The organism is Mycobacterium malmoense, from assembly GCF_019645855.1.
In the GTDB taxonomy this organism is placed as follows: Bacteria; Actinomycetota; Actinomycetes; order Mycobacteriales; family Mycobacteriaceae; genus Mycobacterium; species Mycobacterium malmoense.
The window spans coordinates 1925643-1947100 of record NZ_CP080999.1 but is presented as its reverse complement, the minus strand read 5'-3'; the positions used below and the strand labels follow the sequence as shown (position 1 = coordinate 1947100).

At 68.5% G+C, this 21458-nt stretch carries 22 protein-coding genes, 4 tRNA genes and 2 pseudogenes; 16 read left to right on the top strand and 12 right to left on the bottom strand.

Annotation, left to right across the window (positions count from 1 at the left end; genetic code table 11):
• Positions 1 to 412: 412 nt before the first annotated feature.
• From K3U93_RS09170 to K3U93_RS09155, 4 genes are all read right to left on the bottom strand, one after another.
• Positions 413 to 1282 (bottom strand): enoyl-CoA hydratase/isomerase family protein, encoded by an 870-nt coding sequence (locus tag K3U93_RS09170; RefSeq protein ID WP_420915386.1) that lies wholly within the window; start codon positions 1280 to 1282, stop codon positions 413 to 415.
• A 60-nt stretch (positions 1283 to 1342) separates the two neighbouring features.
• Positions 1343 to 1636, bottom strand: a complete 294-nt coding sequence (locus tag K3U93_RS09165; protein WP_071510868.1) for a hypothetical protein — start codon at positions 1634 to 1636, stop codon at positions 1343 to 1345.
• Between the two features lie 137 nt (positions 1637 to 1773).
• Positions 1774 to 2313: a hypothetical protein gene (locus tag K3U93_RS09160; RefSeq protein WP_071510867.1), complete on the bottom strand. Its 540-nt coding sequence runs from the start codon at positions 2311 to 2313 to the stop codon at positions 1774 to 1776.
• Positions 2314 to 2487: 174 nt separating this feature from the next.
• Positions 2488 to 2559 (bottom strand) — tRNA-Val (locus K3U93_RS09155).
• Between the two features lie 169 nt (positions 2560 to 2728).
• On the opposite strand from K3U93_RS09155, the gene K3U93_RS09150 reads away from it, so the two are divergent.
• From K3U93_RS09150 to K3U93_RS09125, 6 genes are all read left to right on the top strand, one after another.
• Positions 2729 to 2801: transfer RNA gene (locus tag K3U93_RS09150), tRNA-Gly, on the top strand.
• Between the two features lie 29 nt (positions 2802 to 2830).
• Positions 2831 to 2904: transfer RNA gene (locus tag K3U93_RS09145), tRNA-Cys, on the top strand.
• Between the two features lie 15 nt (positions 2905 to 2919).
• Positions 2920 to 2994 (top strand) — tRNA-Val (locus K3U93_RS09140).
• 254 nt (positions 2995 to 3248) lie between these two features.
• Complete coding sequence (locus K3U93_RS09135) at positions 3249 to 3488, top strand: hypothetical protein (RefSeq protein WP_071510866.1); 240 nt, start codon at positions 3249 to 3251, stop codon at positions 3486 to 3488.
• Positions 3476 to 3838, top strand: coding sequence for a DNA-binding protein (locus tag K3U93_RS09130; protein ID WP_071510865.1), 363 nt, complete (start codon positions 3476 to 3478; stop codon positions 3836 to 3838). The genes K3U93_RS09135 and K3U93_RS09130 overlap by 13 nt, the downstream gene beginning before the upstream one ends.
• A 94-nt stretch (positions 3839 to 3932) precedes the next feature.
• On the top strand, positions 3933 to 4574 hold the full coding sequence (locus K3U93_RS09125; RefSeq protein ID WP_071510864.1) for a hypothetical protein: 642 nt from the start codon (positions 3933 to 3935) through the stop codon (positions 4572 to 4574).
• A gap of 7 nt (positions 4575 to 4581) precedes the next feature.
• Here the strand turns inward: K3U93_RS09125 and K3U93_RS09120 are convergent, their stop codons facing one another.
• Positions 4582 to 5748, bottom strand: coding sequence for a glycosyltransferase (locus K3U93_RS09120; protein WP_071510880.1), 1167 nt, complete (start codon positions 5746 to 5748; stop codon positions 4582 to 4584).
• 240 nt (positions 5749 to 5988) lie between these two features.
• Here K3U93_RS09120 and K3U93_RS09115 point away from each other — a divergent pair, with 240 nt between their 5' ends.
• Positions 5989 to 6915: a cation diffusion facilitator family transporter gene (locus K3U93_RS09115; RefSeq protein ID WP_071510879.1), complete on the top strand. Its 927-nt coding sequence runs from the start codon at positions 5989 to 5991 to the stop codon at positions 6913 to 6915.
• Here the strand turns inward: K3U93_RS09115 and K3U93_RS09110 are convergent.
• Together K3U93_RS09110 and K3U93_RS09105 are read right to left on the bottom strand one after the other, a co-directional pair.
• Positions 6912 to 7889 (bottom strand): alpha/beta fold hydrolase, encoded by a 978-nt coding sequence (locus K3U93_RS09110; protein WP_071510863.1) that lies wholly within the window; start codon positions 7887 to 7889, stop codon positions 6912 to 6914. The genes K3U93_RS09115 and K3U93_RS09110 overlap by 4 nt on opposite strands.
• A 158-nt stretch (positions 7890 to 8047) precedes the next feature.
• Positions 8048 to 8377 (bottom strand): DUF732 domain-containing protein, encoded by a 330-nt coding sequence (locus K3U93_RS09105; protein ID WP_071510862.1) that lies wholly within the window; start codon positions 8375 to 8377, stop codon positions 8048 to 8050.
• 206 nt (positions 8378 to 8583) lie between these two features.
• Here K3U93_RS09105 and K3U93_RS09100 point away from each other — a divergent pair, with 206 nt between their 5' ends.
• The 3 genes and pseudogenes from K3U93_RS09100 to K3U93_RS09090 all read left to right on the top strand — a co-directional run.
• A complete protein-coding gene (locus K3U93_RS09100; protein ID WP_071510861.1) occupies positions 8584 to 9318 on the top strand; it encodes a Clp protease N-terminal domain-containing protein in 735 nt (244 codons plus the stop codon).
• Between the two features lie 103 nt (positions 9319 to 9421).
• Entirely contained in the window at positions 9422 to 9955 is a 534-nt protein-coding gene (locus K3U93_RS09095) for a hypothetical protein (protein WP_071510878.1), read from the top strand.
• Between the two features lie 2 nt (positions 9956 to 9957).
• A pseudogene (locus K3U93_RS09090) lies at positions 9958 to 10458 on the top strand (GNAT family N-acetyltransferase); the annotation flags it as partial.
• On the opposite strand, the gene zapE reads toward K3U93_RS09090, so the two are convergent.
• The gene (zapE, locus tag K3U93_RS09085) at positions 10445 to 11527 is read right to left on the bottom strand and encodes a cell division protein ZapE (RefSeq protein ID WP_083010061.1); all 1083 of its coding nucleotides are present in this window, start codon (positions 11525 to 11527) and stop codon (positions 10445 to 10447) included. The pseudogene K3U93_RS09090 and the gene zapE sit on opposite strands and share 14 nt — an antisense overlap.
• On the opposite strand from zapE, the gene K3U93_RS09080 reads away from it, so the two are divergent.
• From K3U93_RS09080 to msrB, 4 genes are all read left to right on the top strand, one after another.
• Positions 11526 to 12293, top strand: coding sequence for a pyrimidine reductase family protein (locus tag K3U93_RS09080; RefSeq protein WP_071510859.1), 768 nt, complete (start codon positions 11526 to 11528; stop codon positions 12291 to 12293). The genes zapE and K3U93_RS09080 overlap by 2 nt on opposite strands.
• Before the next feature lie 19 nt (positions 12294 to 12312).
• Positions 12313 to 13902, top strand: a complete 1590-nt coding sequence (locus K3U93_RS09075; protein WP_071510858.1) for an alpha/beta fold hydrolase — start codon at positions 12313 to 12315, stop codon at positions 13900 to 13902.
• A 131-nt stretch (positions 13903 to 14033) separates the two neighbouring features.
• Positions 14034 to 15335: an arabinofuranan 3-O-arabinosyltransferase gene (gene aftC / locus K3U93_RS09070; protein ID WP_071510857.1), complete on the top strand. Its 1302-nt coding sequence runs from the start codon at positions 14034 to 14036 to the stop codon at positions 15333 to 15335.
• Between the two features lie 71 nt (positions 15336 to 15406).
• Positions 15407 to 15811 carry a peptide-methionine (R)-S-oxide reductase MsrB gene (gene msrB, locus K3U93_RS09065; protein WP_071510877.1) on the top strand — a complete coding sequence of 135 codons (405 nt, stop codon included), beginning with the start codon at positions 15407 to 15409 and terminating at the stop codon, positions 15809 to 15811.
• 83 nt (positions 15812 to 15894) lie between these two features.
• Here msrB and K3U93_RS09060 read toward each other — a convergent pair whose 3' ends face one another.
• The 4 genes from K3U93_RS09060 to hemE are packed head-to-tail and all read right to left on the bottom strand — an operon-like array spanning position 15895 to position 19746.
• The gene (locus tag K3U93_RS09060) at positions 15895 to 16644 is read right to left on the bottom strand and encodes a class I SAM-dependent methyltransferase (protein ID WP_071510856.1); all 750 of its coding nucleotides are present in this window, start codon (positions 16642 to 16644) and stop codon (positions 15895 to 15897) included.
• Positions 16641 to 17336 carry a hydrogen peroxide-dependent heme synthase gene (gene hemQ, locus K3U93_RS09055; RefSeq protein WP_071510855.1) on the bottom strand — a complete coding sequence of 232 codons (696 nt, stop codon included), beginning with the start codon at positions 17334 to 17336 and terminating at the stop codon, positions 16641 to 16643. The genes K3U93_RS09060 and hemQ overlap by 4 nt, the downstream gene beginning before the upstream one ends.
• Positions 17337 to 17341: 5 nt before the next feature.
• Positions 17342 to 18688: a protoporphyrinogen oxidase gene (locus K3U93_RS09050; RefSeq protein WP_071510854.1), complete on the bottom strand. Its 1347-nt coding sequence runs from the start codon at positions 18686 to 18688 to the stop codon at positions 17342 to 17344.
• On the bottom strand, positions 18685 to 19746 hold the full coding sequence (hemE, locus tag K3U93_RS09045; protein ID WP_071510853.1) for a uroporphyrinogen decarboxylase: 1062 nt from the start codon (positions 19744 to 19746) through the stop codon (positions 18685 to 18687). Before hemE ends, K3U93_RS09050 begins: the two co-directional genes overlap by 4 nt.
• A gap of 109 nt (positions 19747 to 19855) precedes the next feature.
• Here hemE and K3U93_RS09040 point away from each other — a divergent pair, with 109 nt between their 5' ends.
• On the top strand, positions 19856 to 20674 hold the full coding sequence (locus K3U93_RS09040) for an enoyl-CoA hydratase/isomerase family protein (protein ID WP_071510852.1): 819 nt from the start codon (positions 19856 to 19858) through the stop codon (positions 20672 to 20674).
• Between the two features lie 130 nt (positions 20675 to 20804).
• Positions 20805 to 21457: pseudogene (locus K3U93_RS09035) on the top strand (DUF3000 domain-containing protein).
• The last annotated feature ends 1 nt before the right edge of the window (position 21458 follow it).

Here is a 21458-nt window from a genome sequence, read left to right as displayed (position 1 = left end):
GAGTCGCCGCGGGCGAGACGATCGATGTCATCCGTCGCGGCAAATTGGTGGCGCGAATACTCTCCGTTGGTGACTGGAGGGTGGCCCCGATACCGGCGCGGTCAGTCAGAGTCGCGGCACAGGAGGCTGGCGGGTGGGTCGGGCTTGACGAACTGCGAACGCGTGCCGGCCGGTGTTTCGATCGGGTTGCCGCCGGCGAGACGATCGATGTCGTCCGTGGCGGCAGGCTGCTGGCCCGGATCGTGTCGGCCGGCGCGGAATCACGCAGGATAGCCTGATCACAAGCGCTGCGTCCCACCTTAGTTCACCACGAACCTGCAACCTGGTAAGCCTTGCGCATCAACATCTTTGGAATTCACATCCCGTGGGCCGACGACGACCTCGACGACCCCTGGTCCCGCAGTCGGGGCGATCACAGGTGTCCCTCCGCGCGCAGTTCCGGGTGCACCCAATCGGGCGAGCGGCGTTCCTTGAACGCGCGGAAGCCTTCTCGTGCCTCGGCATCGGTCAGGCTGCTGGTCATGCCGATGCGGTCGTACAGGCCGAGGTAGTTGTCGATGCTGGACTTGATCACACCGCGGGCGCGCGGTGCGCTCCGGCAGCATTGCGCCAGTAGGTCTTTCGCGGTGGTCAGCAGGTCCTCGTGCGGCACCACCCTGGTGACCAGGCCCCAGTCGAGGGCTTCGGCGGCGCTCAGCACCCGTCCGGTGAACATCAGATCGCGGGTGCGCACCGGGCCGATGAGGCGCAGCAGCATCTGGCTGTAATAGGTGTCGGCGTAGCCGCGGAACAGCTCCGGCACGCGAAAGGTCGCCCGCTCGCTGACCACCGACAGATCGCTGCACAACGCGATCTGGAAGCCGCCGCCCTGGCAGAGCCCGTTGACCGCGGAGACGACCGGCTTGGCCGACGTGCGGACCGCGTCGAACGGTGTGACGTCCATGCCCAGCGCGGCGCCGAAGGTGATCCAGTTGTCCTCGGCGCCCCCACCGCCCATGTCGCCGCCGGGTGCGAACACGTCCCCGGTTCCGGTGATCAGTAGCCCCGCTAAATCTGGGTCCTCGTTGAGACGTCCTACGGCACAACGGATTCCGAAGTACATCGCCGGGGTCAAGGCGTTACGCGCCTCCGGGCGGTCGATCGTGCACACCGCGATCGATCCCTGACGCTCGAATTTGAGGTACGGGGTGCCCAGCCAATCGCCGTTGGGCGGGCGGGGCGTGTCGTGCGGTGTCTGCGCCACGGGACTCCTCTCACGTCGGCGCCTCCGTCGGTGCAACATCGCGCCGCTAAACTCGCTACTGTAACCGTTTCAGTATGTATCGAGCCCGTGCGCACCCGGCTACAGATACGACAGCGTGGCGGTTCCACTGACCTCGGCTCCGTCGGCGATCAAGTTGTTCAGCTTGTCCTGCAGCGCGGTCGTGGCTCCTATCACCGGTTTGTCGCAGAAGCGACAGTGCGCTTTGAATTGTGGCTGCTCGTCTTCGTCCGGCCAGAATCGGCGTGGCCCGACAGTGGCCCCGGGATCGTATTGGACCGCCTGATGCGGGGCTTCCTTGACGATCCGGCCCACGGGATGGGTTTGCGGGCATTCGAGTTTCAGCACGCCGATCCCCTCTTGGTTGCCTACCATCGTCCACCGTCCTTACGGGTCTTGGTCTGGTCATCGGGGCACACTCAATTGTCGCCTCGATGACCAATTGGCGCTCCGGCTGGGGCGATTCAATCGGTGGATCTGGTCGTGCGCGAGCCGGCCGCCGTCTTGCGCCTTTACTGCCGATTGCACACGTATGCGTTGCCCCGGCGCATGTAGTCGATCACGATTTCGTCAGGGGTGATCGTGCTGCTCGGACGGAAAACCTGGACGGAGAGCGAGGTGTTGACGTCCGCCCACACCCAAAGTGTGGAATCGTCCAAAACCCAACCGGCCGGCGGACTTTCGTGCGTGTCGCTGTAGCACGGAGGCAAGTCGTGCCACCACGTCGCGCCCCGCGCGTCGTACTTCCGCCCGGTGGCGAACTGCTTTCTCAGGAACACAACGGTGTCGTCATAAGACCCGTTGTAGTTCCAGCGTTCTTCGAGTGAGCTGCTGCCCCCGAAAGTTACACCGGCTGGGAGGTCGACGTCGGCCAGCGCGGAATGCGATCCCGGTTTTAGCTCGACCGTCGGCGGCGGTGCCGGCGAGGCCGGGGCGGCAGTGTGGGTGTTCGTCGGCGCGGGCGTTGCCGGCCGCGGCGGTGGTCCCGAAACGTCGCGGGTGCATGCGGCGGCGGCCAGCGCCGCGAGGCCGGCTGCGATTCGTGTCGTCATCGTTGCCCACCTTCGCCGTCGCGCATGCTGGGGAGCTAATGCGAAATCAAGGAGTAGCTCGCATCCGGACCATCGGGGGCAACCGTACCGCTGAATTTGCTGACCGATCCGGCACGTTTCTGGCATGAGCCCGGGTTATCTGACAAGGCCAACGCCTGACGTGCAAGGATCCGGTGGTCCCGGCTGGGATCGAACCAGCGACCTTCCGCGTGTGAAGCGGACGCTCTTCCACTGAGCCACGGGACCGGCGCCGAGAGGCGAACGAGGTCGAAGACTAGCACGAGGCGGACGTCGCGGAACGCGCCACGTACGTCGGCGTCAGCCTACCGCGGCAACCTACCAAGAGATTTGTGTGCGCCCGCTCAGGTGGACTATCGTCGTGCTTCGCACCGGGCGACGATCTCGTCCGTTGCGCGCGGATGTAGCGCAGTTGGTAGCGCATCACCTTGCCAAGGTGAGGGTCGCGGGTTCGAATCCCGTCATCCGCTCGAAGGTGCAAGTGGCATCAATCCCCCGCGGTGGAGTGGCCGAGTGGTGAGGCAACGGCCTGCAAAGCCGTGCACACGGGTTCGATTCCCGTCTCCACCTCCAAAGTTCGAACTCCCAGCGCGATTAGCTCAGCGGGAGAGCGCTTCCCTGACACGGAAGAGGTCACTGGTTCAATCCCAGTATCGCGCACCAGAGTTATCGCAGGTCAGAGGCGGCATCGGAGCGCGCCGGGATGACAGGTCGGCCGCGCGCCGGCAGCGGGATGTCGAGATCTGCGCCCGGGCCGATCGGTAGCACGCCGCGGCGCCAGCAGGCGACGAGATGATCGGGATTCATGAGGAGTGTCCGCCAGCCGGCTTTTGACTGCTCTACCGGACCTGCGTAACATACGAGTATGTATTGCATAATGGTTATGCATAGAGGGTATGTACCCTACGCTCGCATGTATGCCGCAGCAAAGGATCATCCTCACCGCGTCAGCCCGGCGGAAGCACGGCGTCAACAAACGCAACGCCATCGCCGCTATGCGCAACTCGGGCGTCCCGGAGATCCAGCCCGGCGGCAGCATGCTCTACACCGGCCGCGACACCACCGGGCGGCTGACCGAAATCGCTGTCATTGAAGCCGTCGAAGACACGGCAGTGCTCGTCATCATCCACGCACAACCCTTGGAATGGACACGATGAACAAGAACCCGGCCGACTACGTGATCGGACCCGAAGCCACCATCGAGGACGCCGACCTCGACGAACGCGAGATCTACTACAAGGGTGAACGGCTCACCGAGGCCCGCGTTGCGGAGCTGGGCGACATCGCCGCCAAGGAAGCCGAACAAACCCGCGCGGCCCGGGCCGCCAACCTCATCCCCGGCGGCAAGTCGCTGTCCGGCGGCCAGAAGCATTCACCGGTAGTCCAGGTCCGGGTCTCCGAAGCCACCCGGGACAAGCTCGCGGCGATCGCCAAGGCGCGCAAGATGAGCGTGTCGAAGCTCTCACGCCAAGTGCTCGACGAATTCGTCAAGCAAGCCGCGCGCTGAAGCTTACCCGAAGGTTCGTGAATCATGAAGAACCAGAACGGCATTGAGGAACAGTCCGAGTGCCGGGAAGGCGTCGGCTTGAGGGAGTAGCGGAGTGAGCATCGACAATCCCTTCTGGGAGGCCGTCAAGGATTGCGTTGCGGTCGACAGTTTCCGGGGCACCCCGGTGGTCGGCGAGTTCCGCCTGGACCAAACCGTCGAAGAGAGCATGGCCCGCCTTCCCAACCGGCAGCAGCTGGTCAGGAAGTACTGCTGGACCATTCCCGACCCCGACACCGTGGCGTTCGTCGCCAAGCACGCTCACGGCGGACTGGTCGATCCGATCGCGGGCACGGGCTATTGGGCCTACCTGCTCGCGCAGGCGGGTGTCGATGTCGTCTGTTACGACCGGAACCCGGGAACGGCGCTGCACACCAACGGTTGGCACGGCGACGACCTCTATGCCGAGATCAGCGCGAAGGACGGCGCCGAAGCGGTGGCGCTGCACCCCGATAGGACGCTATTCCTTTCGTGGCCGCCCCATGCCCAGGATGTCGGCGCGCGAATAGTGCTGGCCTACGAGGGGAAACGCGTCATCTACATCGGCGAGACCGAGGGTCACACCGGCGACGACGAGCTGCGCCGCATCCTCGAAACCGATTGGACCGAAGTCGATTCCCGCCAGCCGGTTCAATGGTGGGGTGTCCACGACCGGGTGACGGTGCATGAGCGCGTCGACCCACACACCAAACGTTGATAGCGCGTCACCGATCCAATGCGCCCTCCACAAGATCGGCGGCCCTGGCAACGCTTTCGGCGGACTTGGTCATCTCGGTGGCGACCTCGCGGGCACGAGCGACGCAGTCCGGGGTGAGGATGGCGCGCAGGTCGGCGACCAGCGATTCCTGGGTGGTGGCCGAAAACTGCCGGCCGGAGCCGACTTTCAGCTGGCTCACTGCGGTGGCCCAGACGGGCTGATCGAGCCAGAGCCAGAGGATCAGTGTGGGGACTCCGGCCCGCATGCCCGCGGCGGTGCTGCCGGCGCCGCCATGGTGGACGACCGCGCGGCACGCCGGAAGGACGGCCGCGTGGTTCACCGCGTCCACAACCTTCACGTGGTCGAAACGCGGGACGCCGGCAAAGTCATTGGGGCCGCTGCAAACCAACGCCCGCTCGCCCAACTGTGCGCAGGCCGCGCCGATCATGGCGACCAGCTCGGCGGGAGCCGCGATCGGCGTGCTGCCCAAGCCAAAGCAGATCGGCGGCGTTCCCACGGCAATCCACGACAAGGCCTCGTCGTCGGCATCCGCCGGCAACTCGAGCGTCAGCGCGCCGACGAAGGGCCGGCGACCGTGTGAGTCCACCCATTCGGCGGCCGGCCCGGGCAGGCAGAGCTCGTCGTAGGCCTGAATCTCCAGCGGTTGGGTCGAGGGTTCGGTTGCCTCCGGCAAGTCGAGCGCGCGGCGCTGGGCGCCTGCAGCCTCCTTGGTCATGCTCGCGTACAACAACCCGGTCGACAAAACGCGCGCCGGGAAGAAATGCAGCGCGGCCAACGGAATTCCCCAACGCTCCGCGACGTTCGCGGCGAGCTCCTGCTCGTTGATGCCGACCAAGAGCAGGTCGGCGTCTTGTGCCAGCGACGTCAACGCCGCGCTTTTCGCCAACCAGGTCCGGGTGAGACGCTCCAGGACCTCGGGCAACGCGCCGATCGGGTTCTGCGCGGTGCGAACGACTTCCGCGGCCGCGCGCATCTGCTCCCGCGTGTCCGGTCCATAGGCGACCGCGGCAAGCCCCGCCGACTCGACGAAGCCGATCATGTCGGGCGAGACGGCCATGCGCACGTCGTGACCTCGACGCAACAGCTCCCGACCGACGGCGGCACAGGGCTCGACATCGCCCCGACTTCCGTAGCCGGCCAGTACGAATTTCATCGACGAGACCTGCACACGCCTTCGTTTGACCCTGCCGAATCAAGCCCCGCGGTTGCCCGAACGGGATCCGCGACGCATCGACCGGGTGACGGTAGCATCACGCGCGGCCTTTTGCAGCCCGAGGCGCCGACCGACGCGTTTTGCCCGTCGTGATCAGCCGAAAGTCGTTGATAGACAGGGCCATCCGACCGATCGGCGGCGGGGTTGAGCGCCACCGCCCCGGCGGGCATGCTTACCGGTATGCATCTGATTAGCGGAGTCCGTGACCCGGCCGCGAGTTTTCCTCTCGATATCGCCACCGACGACGCGAGCGAGCGTCGCCAGGCCAATCGTGCCATTGCCGTCAGCGCGGTCGGATTGGCGCTGACCGGGCTCGTCGAATTGGCGATCGCGCTGGTGTCGGGGTCGGTCGCGCTGCTCGGCGATGCGTTGCACAACCTGTCGGACGTCTCGACCAGCGTCCTGGTGTTCGTGGGGTTTCGGGCGTCCCGCAAAGTGCCCACCGAGCGGTATCCCTACGGCTACGAACGCGCCGAAGACCTCGCCGGCGTGGGCGTCGCCTTGGTGATTTGGGGCAGCGCCCTGGTCGCCGGTTTTGAAAGCGTCACCAAGCTGCTTCGTCATGGCGGCACCGGTCACCTGGGCTGGGGCATCGCCGCGGCGGCCGTGGGCATCGCGGGCAACCAGCTCGTGGCTCGCTACAAGCTGGCAGTCGGGCGGCGGATTCGCTCGGCAACCATGGTGGCCGACGCCAAGCATTCCTGGCTGGACGCGTTGTCCTCGGCCGGCGCGATGCTCGGGCTGATCGGCGTCGCACTCGGCTGGGGTTGGGCTGACGCGGTCGCGGGAATCGTGGTCACCGGATTCGTCTGCCACGTCGGCTGGGAGGTGACCGTCGACATCGCGCACCGCCTGCTCGACGGCGTCGACCCCGAAATCATCGCGGCGGCCGAAACCGCCGCCACCACGATCCCCGGCGTCATGCACGCGCACGCCCGAGCCCGGTGGACCGGGCGAACCCTGCGCGTCGAGGTGGAAGGCTTCCTCGACCGCGACACTTCGCTGACCGACGCCGACCGCATCGGCCGCCGCGTGGCCTCCGCGCTGGCTCCGCAGATTCCCGACATGCACAGCTTCACCTGGACCGCGCGGGCCGCATCCCCCTAGGTGGGGCCCGAATCCCGTTGCGCCGGAAACGATTCGACGACAGTGATCAGCTCGTCGGCTGCTTCCCAGTTCAGCAGGTGTCCCGCGTCGGGCACCGTGACGAGCCGCGCGCCGGGTATGCCCTCGGCGAGGCGACGCGAATGGCTTGGCGGCGTCGTGCGATCCGCGGAGCCGACCATCACCACGGTCGGTATCGCGATCTCGCCCAGCCGCGGGTATCGATCTTCGTGCGAGAAGGCCCGCACGATCGGTAGCAGCGGCCCGTGTTCGTCCAGGTGCCGGTTGAACAACTCGACGAACACCGAGATCATCGCCGGCGACGGGCGCGCACCGCATTGCGCGGCACCGAACAGCACCGCAACGGTCTCGTTGCGTATCAGCCGTTGCAGGATGCCGTGTTCCAGCAGTGGGATCTGCAATCGGTTCTGCGGCGCCCCATCCAGGACGCGGCCCGCCCAGGTGGCGAACAACACCAGCCCGCGCAGCCGCCGCGCCAGATCGGGGTGGTCGAGCACCGCGCGGATGGTGACGAACCCGCCCATCGAATGTCCGACGAGCACGCCGTCGTGAACGTCGAAGTGCCGCAGGACCGCGGCGAGATCGGCCGCCATGGGCTCCGACCCGATCCCGTCGGAGCCGAGCGTGGACCGCCCGTGGCCGCGCTGATCGAAGGCGATGACGCGAAAGCCCCGCGCCTGCAGCCCGTCCCACACCACGTTCCACTCGGCGATGCTGGCGGTGTAGCCGTGGACGAGGATTACCGGCGGTCCCTGCCCTGCTGTCAACGCGTGCAGCACCGTGCCGTCGGGGCGGGTGATCGGCACCTGCTCACCCTGCGGTTCGGTGATAAGCCTTTGGCGCGGAAAGGGATCCGGGTTCCGCTGAATCCGTGCGACCGTCGCCCGCGCGGCGCCCCAGCCCAACAAGCCGGTCGCGCCGGCCAGCGCGGCGCACGCGGCCAGGCCTGTTCTCACGGCCGGACCGACCGTCCGACGGCATTCACGCAGTTGAATCTCCGTTGCCACCGCCCGCGATCGCCCCAGAGATGACGGCACGGGCTCAACGGTAGACCAACGCGAGGTCAAAACGCCCACTTGCCCAGCAAGCAAATCGCGACCAGGTTGGCGAGCGGCTACGGGGGACCGTCGCCCTTCGCGCTCGTGACCGACAGCGCCTTGGGGCAGTACACGCTGGCCGCTATTGCCGTGAACCTGGCGGCGTTGTCGCCGGTGAGCCCAGGGTTGTGCGCCTGGATCGTCTTGACGGCATCCACCATCTGGGTGCCCTGACCGACCACTTGGCACACCCATCTGCCGGCCGCAATCACCCGCCCCGGGTCGGGATAGGTGATGCCGGCGGCTTGCAGCGAGGCGAGGAACGCGTCGTCGTTGCTGTCGGCGTGGGCGGGCACGGCCACGCCGATCGCGGCGGCAAGGCTTGCCAGCGTCAGGAGGAATTTCACGGTTCCCCGATCGTCCCAGAGAGGCGACGGGCCCGCATCTCGAGCGACGCACCGCACGCGGACCACGAATGATGCTGTGCGCCAAGATTATTCGCAGTGGTCACCTCGGTGCCGGTTCGCCGGCCGCCCGGTCACGACGGCCGGACGGCACACCGGCCGTCAACTCGAGGTTGACATAGCGGCTGCGTCAACCTAGTGTTGACGGCATGTCTCAGGCCACACCCACCGCCTATCCCGTCCGCCTCGACGAGATGATCAACGCCATCAAGCAGGTGCACACCGACGCGCTGGACCAGCTCGCCGACGCCGTGCTGGCCGCCGAGCATTTGGGCGAGGTCGCCGACCATTTGATCGGGCACTTCGTCGATCAGGCCCGCCGCTCGGGCGCCTCCTGGACCGACATCGGCAAGAGCATGGGCGTCACCAAGCAGGCCGCCCAGAAGCGGTTCGTCCCGCGGGCCGAGGCCACCACGCTGGACCCCGAACAGGGCTTCGGACGCTTCACGCCGCGGGCCCGCAACGCCGTTGTCACGGCGCAGAATGCCGCCCACGAGGCCGGCAACAGCGAGATCACGCCCGACCACCTGCTGCTTGGCTTGCTCGGCGATCCGGCCGCCCTGGCCACGGTGTTGCTGAACCTGCAAAAGGTTGACGCCGAGACCATCCGCGCCGCCATAACCCTGCCCGCGTCCAGCGGCGAGTCCCCCGCGCTCATCCCGTTCAGCGGCCCGGCGCGCAAGGCGCTGGAACTGACCTTCCGCGAGGCACTTCGACTCGGCCACAACTACGTTGGCACCGAACACCTGCTGCTGGCGTTACTCGAACTCGAGGACGGTGACGGACCGCTGCACCGCTTCGGCGTCGACAAGGACCGCGTTGAGATCGATCTGGTCGCCGCACTCGAATCATTGACCAGCGGTGACCCGAGCCCGGGCGCTTAAGCACGACGGCTGACCAGCTATCGCCCAACCCCTCCCTTCACGACAGCTCGTGTGCCATCATGCAAAGGTCCAAGGGAGCCGAGGAGGCAAAGACGTGGCGAAGATGCACCGCTGGCTGATCGTCCTGTCCACATTCCTGGTGGCCGCCGCGAGCGTCACCGCGGTCGGTGTTTCCGTGGCGTCCGCGCCCCGCGCTTGGGCCGGCGACGCGCCGATCGGCCACATCGGCGACACCCTGCGGGTGGACACCGGCAAATACATCGCCGACGTCACCGTCAGCAGCGTGGCCCCGTGCGACCCGCCGCCGGGATTCGGCTACACGCGCAGCGGCGTTCCGGTCAAAAGCTTTCCCGGCAGCACCATCGACCGCGCCGACGTGACGATTCGCGCGATCCGGATGCCCAACCCGTTCATCATGGCGACCGACTTCAGCTTCGACGGGGTGACGGCGTTCGCCGATGCCTACAAGCCGCGGCCCTCCGACGCCCCCGACGCGCTGGACAACGTGCTCGTGAACGCGCCGAACGGCGCGATCGTGCGCGGCGGAGTGTATTGGGACGCCTACCGCGACCCGGTCTCCACCGTCGTCCTGCTGGACAAGAAGACGGGCTATCACCTCGCGCAGTGGAACCTCTGAGAATCCAGTCGCTTGCGGTAGACGTCGTCACGACGGGTTCGGCCGACCCCGACGAGCTGGCCGCCGTCGCCGCGCGGACCTTTCCGTTGGCGTGTCCGCCCTCGGCGGCTCCGGAGAACATCGCGTCGTTCATCGACGCCAACCTGTCCGCCGCCCGCTTCGCGGAGTATCTGACCGATCCGCGGCGCGCGGTTCTCGCCGCCCGGCAGGACGGCCGAATCGTCGGTTACGCCATGCTCGTTCGTGGGGTCGCTGACGACAGCGCCGAGCTCTCCAAGATGTACGTTCTGCCCGACTACCACGGCGCCGGGGTGTCGGCGGCGCTGATGGACCTTACGCTGGCCACCGCCGAAGAATGGGGCGTGCGCCGCGTATGGCTGGGTGTCAATCAGAAAAACCAACGCGCACAACGCTTTTACACCAAGAGCGGATTCAAGGTCAACGGCACCAGGACGTTTCAGGTGGGCGCCAGCCGCGAGAACGACTACGTCATGGTTCGCGAGAGGTCAGCGCCAACAGCCGTGAAGTGGCCCGCAGGTACTTCTTTCGATACCCACTGGCCAGCATCTCCTCACTGAAGATGGTGTCCAGCTTCGCCCCGGAAGCCAGCACCGGAACGCCGGCGTCATAAAGCCGGTCAGTCAGCGACACCAGCCTCAGCGCGACGTTCTGATCGTCGATGCGGTGCACGCCGGTCAAAAACACCGCCGTCACGCCCTCGATCAGCGTCAGATACCGCGACGGATGCATGGTGGCCAAATGCGCGCACAGCGCGTCGAAATCGTCGAGCGTCGCGCCGTCGACCTTCGCGGCGCGCGCGGCCACTTCCTCGTCCGACAACGGCCGCGGCGCCGGCGGCAGGCCGCGGTGCCGGTAGTCGGGTCCCTCGATCCGGACCGTGGTGAAAATGCTTGCCAGCGTGTTGATCTCACGCAGAAAGTCCTGCGCGGCGAAGCGGCCCTCGCCGAGCTGCTCGGGCAAGGTGTTGGAGGTGGCGGCCACCGACACCCCCCGCTCGACCAACGACGAGAGCATCCGCGAGATCAGCGTGGTGTTACCGGGATCGTCGAGTTCGAACTCGTCGATGCACACCGCCGTGTAATCGGCCAGCATGTCGACGCATTCGGCGAAGCCGAACACGCCCGCGAGCTGGGTGAGCTCCCCGAACGTGGCGAACGCCTTGGGAGTGGGGGCGTCCGGGCCGTCACCGGGCAACCGGTAATAGGCCGACGCCAGCAGGTGGGTCTTGCCCACGCCGAAGCCGCCGCCGAGGTAGAGCCCCACGCCGGGCAACACCGCCCGCCTGCCGAACACTTTCCGGCGGCCGGCCCGGCGCTCCACGGCCCGCCGGCAGAAGTCCTGACAGGCGACCACGGCGGCCGCCTGGGTCGGTTCCGCCGGATCCGGGCGATACGTCGCAAAGCTCACGTCGGCGAACGTAGGCGGCGGCCTCAGTTGGGCGATCAGCCGCTCCGGCGACACGGTCGGATGCCGATCCACCAGGTGACCCACCCGGCCGGAGACGGACCCGTGCATGCGGGAACTGTAGCGGCGTGCTGCAATCAGACCCATGCCCGACTCCGAGGCCGGCACGCCGCTGACGCTGCTCGGGTCGATACGCGAACTCGACGACGGCGAACTCCCCCACCTCTACGGCTACCCGGAACGGGAGGGGACGTGGGTGCGGGCGAATTTCATCACCAGCGTGGACGGCGGCGCGACCGCCGACGGCAAGAGCGGACCAATGGCGGGGGCCGGCGACCGACTCATCTTCAACCTGCTGCGCGAACTGGCCGACGTCATCGTCGTCGGCGCGGGCACGGTGCGGATCGAGGGTTATTCCGGCGCGCACGTCGGCGCCGCCCAGCGCCAGCGGCGGCAGGCCCGCGGGCAAAGCGAAGTGCCGCGACTGGCGATCGTCACCAAGTCGGGCCGCCTTGGCCGGGATATGCCGGTGTTCACCCGGACGGAAGCGCCGCCGCTGGTGCTCACCTGCACGGCGGCCGCCGCCGAGGCGCGCCATCTGCTCACCGACCTGTGCGAGGTGGTCGACTGCTCCGGCAGCGATCCCGGCAAGGTCGACGAGGCCGCCCTGCTGGCGATCCTCGGGGCTCGCGGAATGCGCCGCATCCTGACCGAAGGCGGGCCGATGCTGCTCGGCTCGCTCGTCGAGCGCGACATGCTCGACGAGCTGTGCCTGACGATCGCGCCGTACCTCGTCGGCGGCCTGGCCCGACGCATCGCGACCGGCCCGGGCGAGGTGCTGACCCGGATGCGCTGCGCCCACATCCTGACCGACGATGCCGGTTATCTGTACACCCGCTACGTGAAGGACTAGCGCGGCAAAGCCGGGCGCGATGGCTACTGTGGTCGGCATGAGTCGGCAGATCACGTCCGCCACGGTCCTGGGCGCGGTGACCTTTTCCGTGACCATGGTGCTGTCCGGCTGCGTTCCGGGCCTGGCCGCAGACCCGCGCTTCGCCACCAATTCCGGCGCCCGACCGCAGGGCGCGGCCACGACGAAGGTTCCGCCGGCCGGTCCGCCACCGATCGCCGCGCCCAAGAACGACCTGTCGTGGCATGACTGCACGTCGAAGGTCTTCACCGACGCGGCCGTCCCCGCCGCGCCCGGCGTCCAGCTGGATTGCGCGAACTACGACGCCGACCTCGACCCGGTCAACGGCGGATCGGGCACCCTGAGCATCGGCGTGGTCCGCGCGCGGTCGAATCAGACCCCGCGCGACGCGGGCCCGCTCGTCTTCACCACCGGCTCCGACCTGCCGTCATCGACGCAGTTGCCGGTCTGGCTATCCCGGGCGGGCACCGACGTCCTCCAAACCCGCCCCATCGTCGCCGTCGACCGCCGCGGCATGGGCATGTCGAGCCCGATCGACTGCCGCGATCACCTCGACCGCCAGGCGATGCGCGACCAGGCGCAGTTCCAACCCGGCGATGACCCGGTCGCCAACCTTTCGGACATCTCGAACACCGCCACCACGAACTGCACCGACGCCCTCGCGCCCGGCGCCTCCGCCTACGACAATTCACACGCCGCCTCCGACATCGAGCGACTGCGCAGCCTCTGGGACGTGCCCGCCGTCGCGCTGGTCGGGATCGGCAACGGCGCCCAGGTCGCGCTGACCTACGCCGCCACGCGGCCCGACAAGGTCGCCCGCCTGATCCTCGACTCCCCGGTCGCGTTGGGCGTCAACGCCGAAGCGGCCGCCGAGCAACGGGTCAAGGGCCAGCAGGCCGCGCTCGACGCGTTCGCCGCGCAGTGCGTCGCGGTGAACTGCGCGCTGGGTCCCGATCCGAAGGGCGCCGTCAGCGCCCTGCTGGCCGACGCCCGCGCCGGTAAGGGGCCCGGTGGGGCGCCGGTGGCCTCAGTAGCCGAAGCCATCACCGTCGCCCTGGGCTTCCCCTCCGGCGGCCGGGTCGGCACCACCACCGATCTGGCCAACGCGCTGGCCGCCGCCCGCTCCGGCGACGCCAACCCGCTGAACAACTTGATCAACCGCGCCGACGCCACCGACGACTCCGACGGCCATTTCGTCAACTCGTGCAGCGACGCCGTCAACCGCCCGACCCCGGACCGGGTGCGCGAACTCGTGGTGGCGTGGGGGAAGCTGTACCCCCAATTCGGCACCGTGGCCGCGCTCAACCTGGTCAAGTGCGTGCACTGGCCCACCGGTTCGCCGCCGCAGGCGCCGAAGGACCTCAAGATCGACGTGCTGCTGGCGGGGGTGCAGAGCGACCCGATCGTGGGCATGGAGGGGGTCGCCGCGACGGCGGCCACCATCATCAACGCCAACGCGGCCAGCAAGCGGGTGATGTGGCAGGGCATCGGCCACGGCGCCAGCGTCTATTCGCCCTGCGCGGTGCCGCCCCTGATCGGCTACCTCAACAGCGGCAAGCTGCCCGGAACCGACACGTACTGTCCCGCCTGATATCTGGGGCGGGCTCGACCTGATCGCCCACCGCCTCCCCGGCCGCGACGCGGCCGCATCGTTGGCGGGCTCGACCTGATCGCCCACCGCCTCCCCGGCCGCGACGCGGCCGCATCGTTGGCGGGCGGCCGGTGTACGGTGCGCTGGTGACGGCTGCTGACTCGACCCGAATCGGCTTGCGCGATTGGGTGCTGGCCGCGTTTCGCCCCCGCACCGGCGCACCCAGCACGGCGACGATAGTGCGGTCCGCGTTGTGGCCGGTGGCCATCATGTCGGTGCTGCACCGCAGCATCGTGGTCACCACCAACGGCAACATCACCGACGATTTCAAACCGGTCTACCGGGCGGTGCTGAACTTCCGGCACGGCTGGGACATCTACAACGAGCACTTCGACTACGTCGACCCGCACTACCTGTACCCACCCGGCGGCACGCTGCTGATGGCGCCGTTCGGCTACCTGCCCTTCGCGCCGTCGCGGTACCTGTTCATCCTGATCAACACCGTCGCCATCCTGATCGCCTGGTATCTGTTGCTGCGGCTGTTCAACTACACGCTGTCCTCGGTGGCGGCCCCGGCGCTGCTGCTGGCCATGTTCTGCACCGAGACCGTGACCAACACGCTGGTGTTCACCAATATCAACGGCTGCGTCCTGCTGGCCGAGATGCTGTTTCTGTGGTGGCTTTTGGACGGGAAAAAAGGCCATCAGTGGTGGGCCGGTGCCGCGATCGGACTAACGCTCACGCTCAAACCCGTGCTGTTGCCGCTGCTGTTGCTGCCGCTGCTGAACCGCCAGTGGCGGGCGCTGGTGCCCGCGTTCCTGGTTCCCATCGTCATCAACGTGGCCGCGCTGCCGCTGATCAGCCACCCGATGGATTTCTTCACCCGCACCGTGCCCTACATCCTGGGCACCCGGGACTACTTCAACAGCTCGATCGAGGGCAACGGCGTCTACTTCGGCCTGCCCACCTGGCTGATCGTGTTCCTGCGGCTGCTCTTCACCGTGCTGGCCATCGGCGCCCTGTGGCTGCTGTACCGCTACTACCGCACCCGCGACCCGCTGTTCTGGTTCACCAACTCGACGGGCGTGCTGCTGCTGTGGTCGTGGCTGGTGCTGTCGCTGGCCCAGGGCTACTACTCGATGATGCTGTTCCCGTTCCTCATGACGGTCGTGCTGCCCAACTCGCTGATCCGCAACTGGCCGGCGTGGCTGGGAATCTACGGCTTCATGACGCTGGACCGCTGGCTGCTGTTCAACTGGATGCGCTACGGCCGCGCGCTGGAATACCTGAAGATCACCTACGGCTGGTCGCTGCTGCTGATCGTGTCGTTTAGCGTGCTGTACTTCCGTTACCTGGACGCCAAGGCCGACAACCGGCTGGACGGCGGGATCGATCCGGCGTGGCTGACGGCCAAACCGGAGCGCGTGCGGTGATCGCAAGCCCGGCGGGTCGCCGCCATTGGCGCTAGCGTGGACACATGACTCCCCCTGATCTGTCACCCGATCTGTCTCGCCCGAAGGTGCAGCTGACCGACGACGAGTGGCGCCGGAAACTCACGCGTGAGGAGTTCGACGTGCTGCGTCGCGCCGGCACCGAGCGGCCGTTCACCGGTGAGTACACCGACACCAAGACCGAGGGCGTCTACCAATGTCGGGCCTGCGGCGCCGAATTGTTCCGCAGCACAGAGAAATTCGAGTCACACTGCGGCTGGCCGTCGTTCTTCGACCCGGCGAACTCCGACGCGGTGATCCTGCGTCCCGACCATTCGCTGGGCAGGACGCGCACCGAGGTGCTGTGCGCGAACTGCCACAGCCACCTGGGCCATGTGTTCGCCGGCGAGGGCTACCCGACGCCCACGGACCAGCGCTACTGCATCAACTCGATCTCGCTGAAGCTAGTTCCTTCCTAGGCTCGCGCGAGACTGTAACCAGCGACGGCTTTACTCGAGAAACGCGTTGCGGAATACAGTTTCGCGACGAGGGACGAGCGGCGTCAGTCCGCCCGGGTGGCGTGCACTTCCCAGAACGGGGCGTGCACCCGGCCGTTGACCAGCCACGGTTCCATCGCCCGGAATCGTTCCAGGATCGACTCCACCCGGTCGGCCATGTCGGGATTGCGCGCGGCCATCATCTCGAACGTCTGAGCGCTGATGTTGACCTGGTAGGTGGTCGTGCCCAGGTAGGTGATCTCCCAGCCGGCGTCCGGGAGCACCTGACGAAAGTCGTCCTCGGACAACGACCGTGGCATGGAAAAGCCGTTGACGTTGTGCTCACCGAACTCGAACATGTAGAGCCGCGCTCCCGGCTTGGTGGCCCGCCGCAAAGCCCGCACGTAGGACTTCTGCATCTCGGGTTCGGTGCTGAAAGTGTGGTAGAAGGCGCAGTCGACGACGGTGTCGAACCGGTTCTCCAGCCCATCCAGCTTGGTGGCGTCGGCCAGCTCGAAGTTCACCGACACGCCGGCCTTCCGCGCGTTTTCCCGGGCCCGCTCCAGGGCGGTCGCCGACCCGTCGATGCCGGTCGCCGAATAGCCCTTGGCGGCGTAGTAGATCGCGTGGTGCCCCGGGCCGGTGCCCGGGTCGAGCACCTCGCCCTTGACCGCGTCCAGCGCGACGAGCTGCTGGACCACCGGCTGCGGGCCGCCGATATCCCACGGCGTGGCGGTCGGCAGACCGTGGGACAGCCGGTCGTCGCGATACATCTGCTCGAAACGGGTGGGGTCGGTGACGTCGGGATGGCTCATGGCAGCGCGTTCACCAGCTGCTCGACCGGCACCCGCGGCCCGGTGAAGAACGGCGTCTCCGCGCGGGTATGCCTGCGGGCGTCGGTGGCGCGCAGCTCACGCATCAGGTCGACGATGCGGTCCAGCTCGGGGGCCTCGAAGGCCAGGATCCATTCGTAGTCGCCCAGCGCGAACGCCGGCACCGTGTTGGCGCGGACGTCCTTGTATTCGCGGGCGGCCATGCCGTGCTCGGCGAGCATGCGGCGGCGTTCCTCGTCGGGCAGCAGGTACCACTCGTAGGACCGCACGAACGGGTACACGCAGATGTAGGCGCCGGGCTCCTCGCCGGCCAGGAACGCCGGGATGTGGCTCTTATTGAACTCGGCCGGGCGGTGCAGCGCCACGCTGCTCCACACCGGCGCGCAGGCCCGGCCCAACGCGGTGGTGCGCCGGAAGTCGGCGTAGGTGGCCTGCAGCGCCTCGACGCGGTCGGCGTGGGTCCAGATCATGAAGTCGGCGTCGGCGCGCAGGCCCGCGACGTCGTAGAGGCCGCGCACCACGACGCCGCGCTCCTCCTGCTGCTTGAAAAACGTCGCGGCGTCGTCGGTGATGGCGTCGCGCTGGTCGCCGAGCCCGCCGGGCCGCACCGAGAACACCGAGAACATCAGGTAGCGAAGCGTCGCGTTGAGCGCGTCGTAATCGAGTTTGGCCATGGAACCTATCGTGCCACTTCCGCATTGAGAGCCTCGACCGCGCGCCCGGCCGCCCCGACGCACGCCGGCACGCCGATGCCGTCGAGGTAGCTGCCGGCCACGGCGAGGGCCGGCGGCAGGCCGGCCCGCAGCTCGGCGACCAGGTCGGCGTGGCCGGGGCCGTACTGCGGCATGGCGTCGATCCAGCGCTGCACGCGGGCGTCGACCGGGTCGACGGCGAACCCGAAGACGGTGGCCAGGTCGCTCAGCGCCCAGGCGAGTAGCTCGCCGTCGGACGCGCCGGCGGCCACATCGTCGCCGAACCGCCCGAACGACAGCCGCAGCTGCTGCGTGTCCCCGCGGGAGCCCCACTTGCGCGACGAGAGCGTGATCGCCTTGGCCCGCAGCGGCTCGCCGGTGGCCACCAGCACGCCGGAGCACTGCGGGAACGGGGTGCCGGCGGGCACGGCGAGCGCCACCACCGCCGACGACGCGCTGGCGATCCGGCCCGCGGCGGCCGAGCTGCGCGGGGCGACCTCGCGCACCAGGCGGGCCAGCCGCGGGGCCGGGACGGCCAGGACCACTGCGTCGGCGTGCCAGCGGGCACCGGTGTCGTCGTGCACCTCCCAGCCCGGCTCCAGCCGTTCCACCGCCGCGCGAACCCACCGCACCCGGCCGCGCTCGACGAGCTCGTCGATCAGCGTCTGGTAGCCGCCGTCCAGCGCCCCGAACACCGGCCCGCCGGCGTTCGGGGGCAGCGCCCGCCGGACCGCGTCGGTCAGGCTGGCGGCGCCGCCGTCCAGGGCCGCCGCCACGCCGGGGGCCGCCGCGCGCAGGCCGATCGTCGCCGCCGATCCCGCGTACACCCCGCTCAGCAGCGGGTCCACCGACCGGGCCACGACCTGCTCGCCGAACCGGTCGCCCACCAGCTCGGCCACCGCGGGATCGCCGCCGGGCCGCCACTCCAGCGGCCGGGCGGGCTCGGCGTCGATGCGGGCGACCGTCGCCTCGTCGACCAGCCCGGCGACCGAGGCCGCCGACGACGGGATCCCGACGACCGTGCCCGCGGGAAGCGGGTGCAGCTCTTGCCGGCAGTAGGTCAACGGCCGGGCGCCGGTGGTGGACAGCCGGCGCCCCGACAGACCCAGCTCGGCCAGCAGCGCCGGCATTTCGGGCCGGCGCAGCACGAACGCCTCGGCGCCCAGGTCCATCGGCCGCCCGCCGACCAGCTCGGTGCGCAATATGCCGCCCAGCCGGTCAGCGGGATCGAACAGCGTGATCGTCGCGTCCTCACCGGCGGCCACGCGGAGCCGATACGCCGCCGTCAGCCCCGAAATCCCGCCGCCCACAACACAATACGAGCGGGGCCTCATAGCGAGTGGACCAGCGACACCAGCTCGGTCAGCACGCCGGGATCGGTCTCCGGCAACACCCCGTGGCCGAGATTGAAGACGTGGCCGGCCGCGCCCACGTCGACGGCGCGGCGTCCGTCGTCGACCACGGCCCGCGCGGCGCGTTCCACCACCGGCCACCCCGCCAGCAGCACCGCCGGATCGAGGTTGCCCTGCAGCGCCGTGCCGGGTTGGACGCGGGCGGCGGCGTCGGTCAGGGAGGTTCGCCAGTCCACGCCGACCACCGTCGCCCCCGACTCCGACATCGCGCCGAGCAACTCCGCGGTCCCCACCCCGAAATGCGTCATGGGCACGCCGCATTCGGCCAGGCCGGCGAACACCCGCGAGCTGTGCGGCAGCACGTAGTGGCGGTAGTCGGCCAGCGACAGCGTCCCCGCCCACGAATCGAACACCTGGATGGCGTCCACCCCGGCGTCGACCTGGGCCCGCAGGAACGCGACAGTCAGGTCGGTCAGCCTCGACATCAGCGCGTGCCAGCTCGTCGGTTCGGCCAGCATCATCGCCTTGGTGCGGGCGTGGTTGCGGCTGGGGCCGCCCTCGACGAGGTAGGACGCCAGCGTGAACGGCGCACCGGCGAAGCCGATCAGCGGCACGTCGCCCAGCGCCGCCACCAGCAGCGAGACCGCGTCGAGCACCGGCTGAATCGCTTGCGGATCAAGGGGTTTCATCGCGTGGACGTCGGCGTCGGTGCGCACCGGGTGCGCGATCACCGGGCCGACGTCCGCGACGATGTCCAAATCGACGCCCGCGGCGCGCAGCGGCACCACGATGTCGGAGAACAGGATCGCCGCGTCGACGCCGTGACGACGGATCGGCTGCAGCGTGATCTCGCACGCCACCTCGGGCCGCAAACAGGCCGCCAGCATGCTGTGCCGTTCGCGCAGCGCCCGGTACTCGGGCAGCGAACGACCGGCCTGGCGCATGAACCACACCGGCACCCGGCCGGGCTTGCGCCCGGTGACGGCGGCCAGGTATGGCGACTCGGGCAGCTCGCGGCGAGTACGCGCAGGGTTCTTCATTGGCGTCAATGCTGCCACGACGCCCGGCCGGCCGGTCCCGGGCGCCAAATTACCGCTGCGTAATATCAACCACCGCAAGGTAAATGTCAGCAGTGCCCAGGAGAAAACGGTGCCGACCAGTTACGACGAGTTCCCCAGCCTCCGCTTCGAGCGCGGCGACAAACCCGGTCAGGAAGGCGTGCTGACACTGGTGCTCGACGCCCCGGGGCTGAACTCCGTCGGGCCACAAATGCACCGCGACCTCGCCGACGTCTGGCCGGTGATCGATCGCGATCCCGACGTGCGGGTCGTCCTGGTCCGCGGCGAAGGGAAAGCCTTTTCCTCCGGCGGCAGCTTCGAGCTGATCGAGGAAACCATCGGCGACTTCGAGGGCCGGATCCGCATCATGCGCGAGGCCCGCGACCTGGTGCTCAACATGGTCAATTTCGACAAGCCCGTGGTCTCGGCCATCCGGGGGCCGGCCGTCGGCGCCGGCCTGGTGGTGGCGCTGCTCGCCGACATCTCGGTCGCGGGCCGGACCGCGAGATTCATCGACGGGCACACCAAGCTCGGGGTCGCCGCCGGCGACCACGCCGCGATCTGCTGGCCGCTGCTGGTCGGCATGGCCAAGGCCAAGTACTACCTGCTCACCTGCGAGACCTTGCTCGGCGAGGAGGCCGAGCGCATCGGCCTGGTCTCGACCTGCGTCGACGACGACGACGTCCTGCCCACCGCAACCCGCATCGCCGAGAACCTGGCGCAGGGCGCACAAAACGCGATCCGCTGGACCAAGCACAGCCTGAACTACTGGTACCGCATGTTCGGGCCCGCCTTCGAAACGTCGCTTGGCCTGGAATTCGTCAGTTTCGGCGGCCCCGACGTCCGCGAAGGCCTCGCCGCGCATCGCGAGAAACGCCCCGCACGGTTTACCGGGGAAACTGCCGGCTGAGCAGGCTCAATACCGGCCACAATGAGGCCTGATAACGGCTTGGTCGCGACGGGTGCGCCGCCCGGCGCGCCTGTTCCCGCGTGTCGGCCGAGGGGTCTACCGTCGAACTTTGTGACCCGCGCCTGCGACGATGCGGTGGGGGCACCTCCCGCCTGCGGGGGACGGGAGCGACGAAGAGGAGCGGCGCCATTGACGTCAGCTGAACCGGCCCCATTCCGCGAGGCGGTAGCGGCGATGAACACCGTCACCGTGCGGCCGGAGATCGAGCTGGGCCCGATCCGGCCGCCGCAGCGGCTGGCGCCCTACAGCTACGCGCTGGGAGCCGAGGTCAAACACCCCGACCGCGAGGTCATCCCGGAGCGATCCGAGGGCCCGAACAACGAAGAAGCGTTCGGCCGGCTGATTCTGTTGTACGACCCGGACGGCGCCGACGCCTGGGACGGGACCATCCGCCTGGTCGCCTACATCCAGGCCGACCTGGACCCCACCGAGGCCGTCGATCCCCTGCTGCCGGAGGTGGCGTGGAGCTGGCTGGTCGATGCGCTGGAGGCCCACACCGAGCACTTCACCGCCCTGGGCGGCACCGTCACCGCCACCACATCGGTGCGCTACGGCGACATCTCCGGGCCGCCACGCGCCCACCAGCTGGAGCTGCGGGCATCGTGGACGGCGACCACCCCCGAAGTCGGGGTCCACGTCAAGGCGTTCTGCGACGTGCTCGAACACGCCGCGGGCCTACCGCCGACCGGGGTCACCGACCTGGGCTCGCGGTCACGCGCCTGAC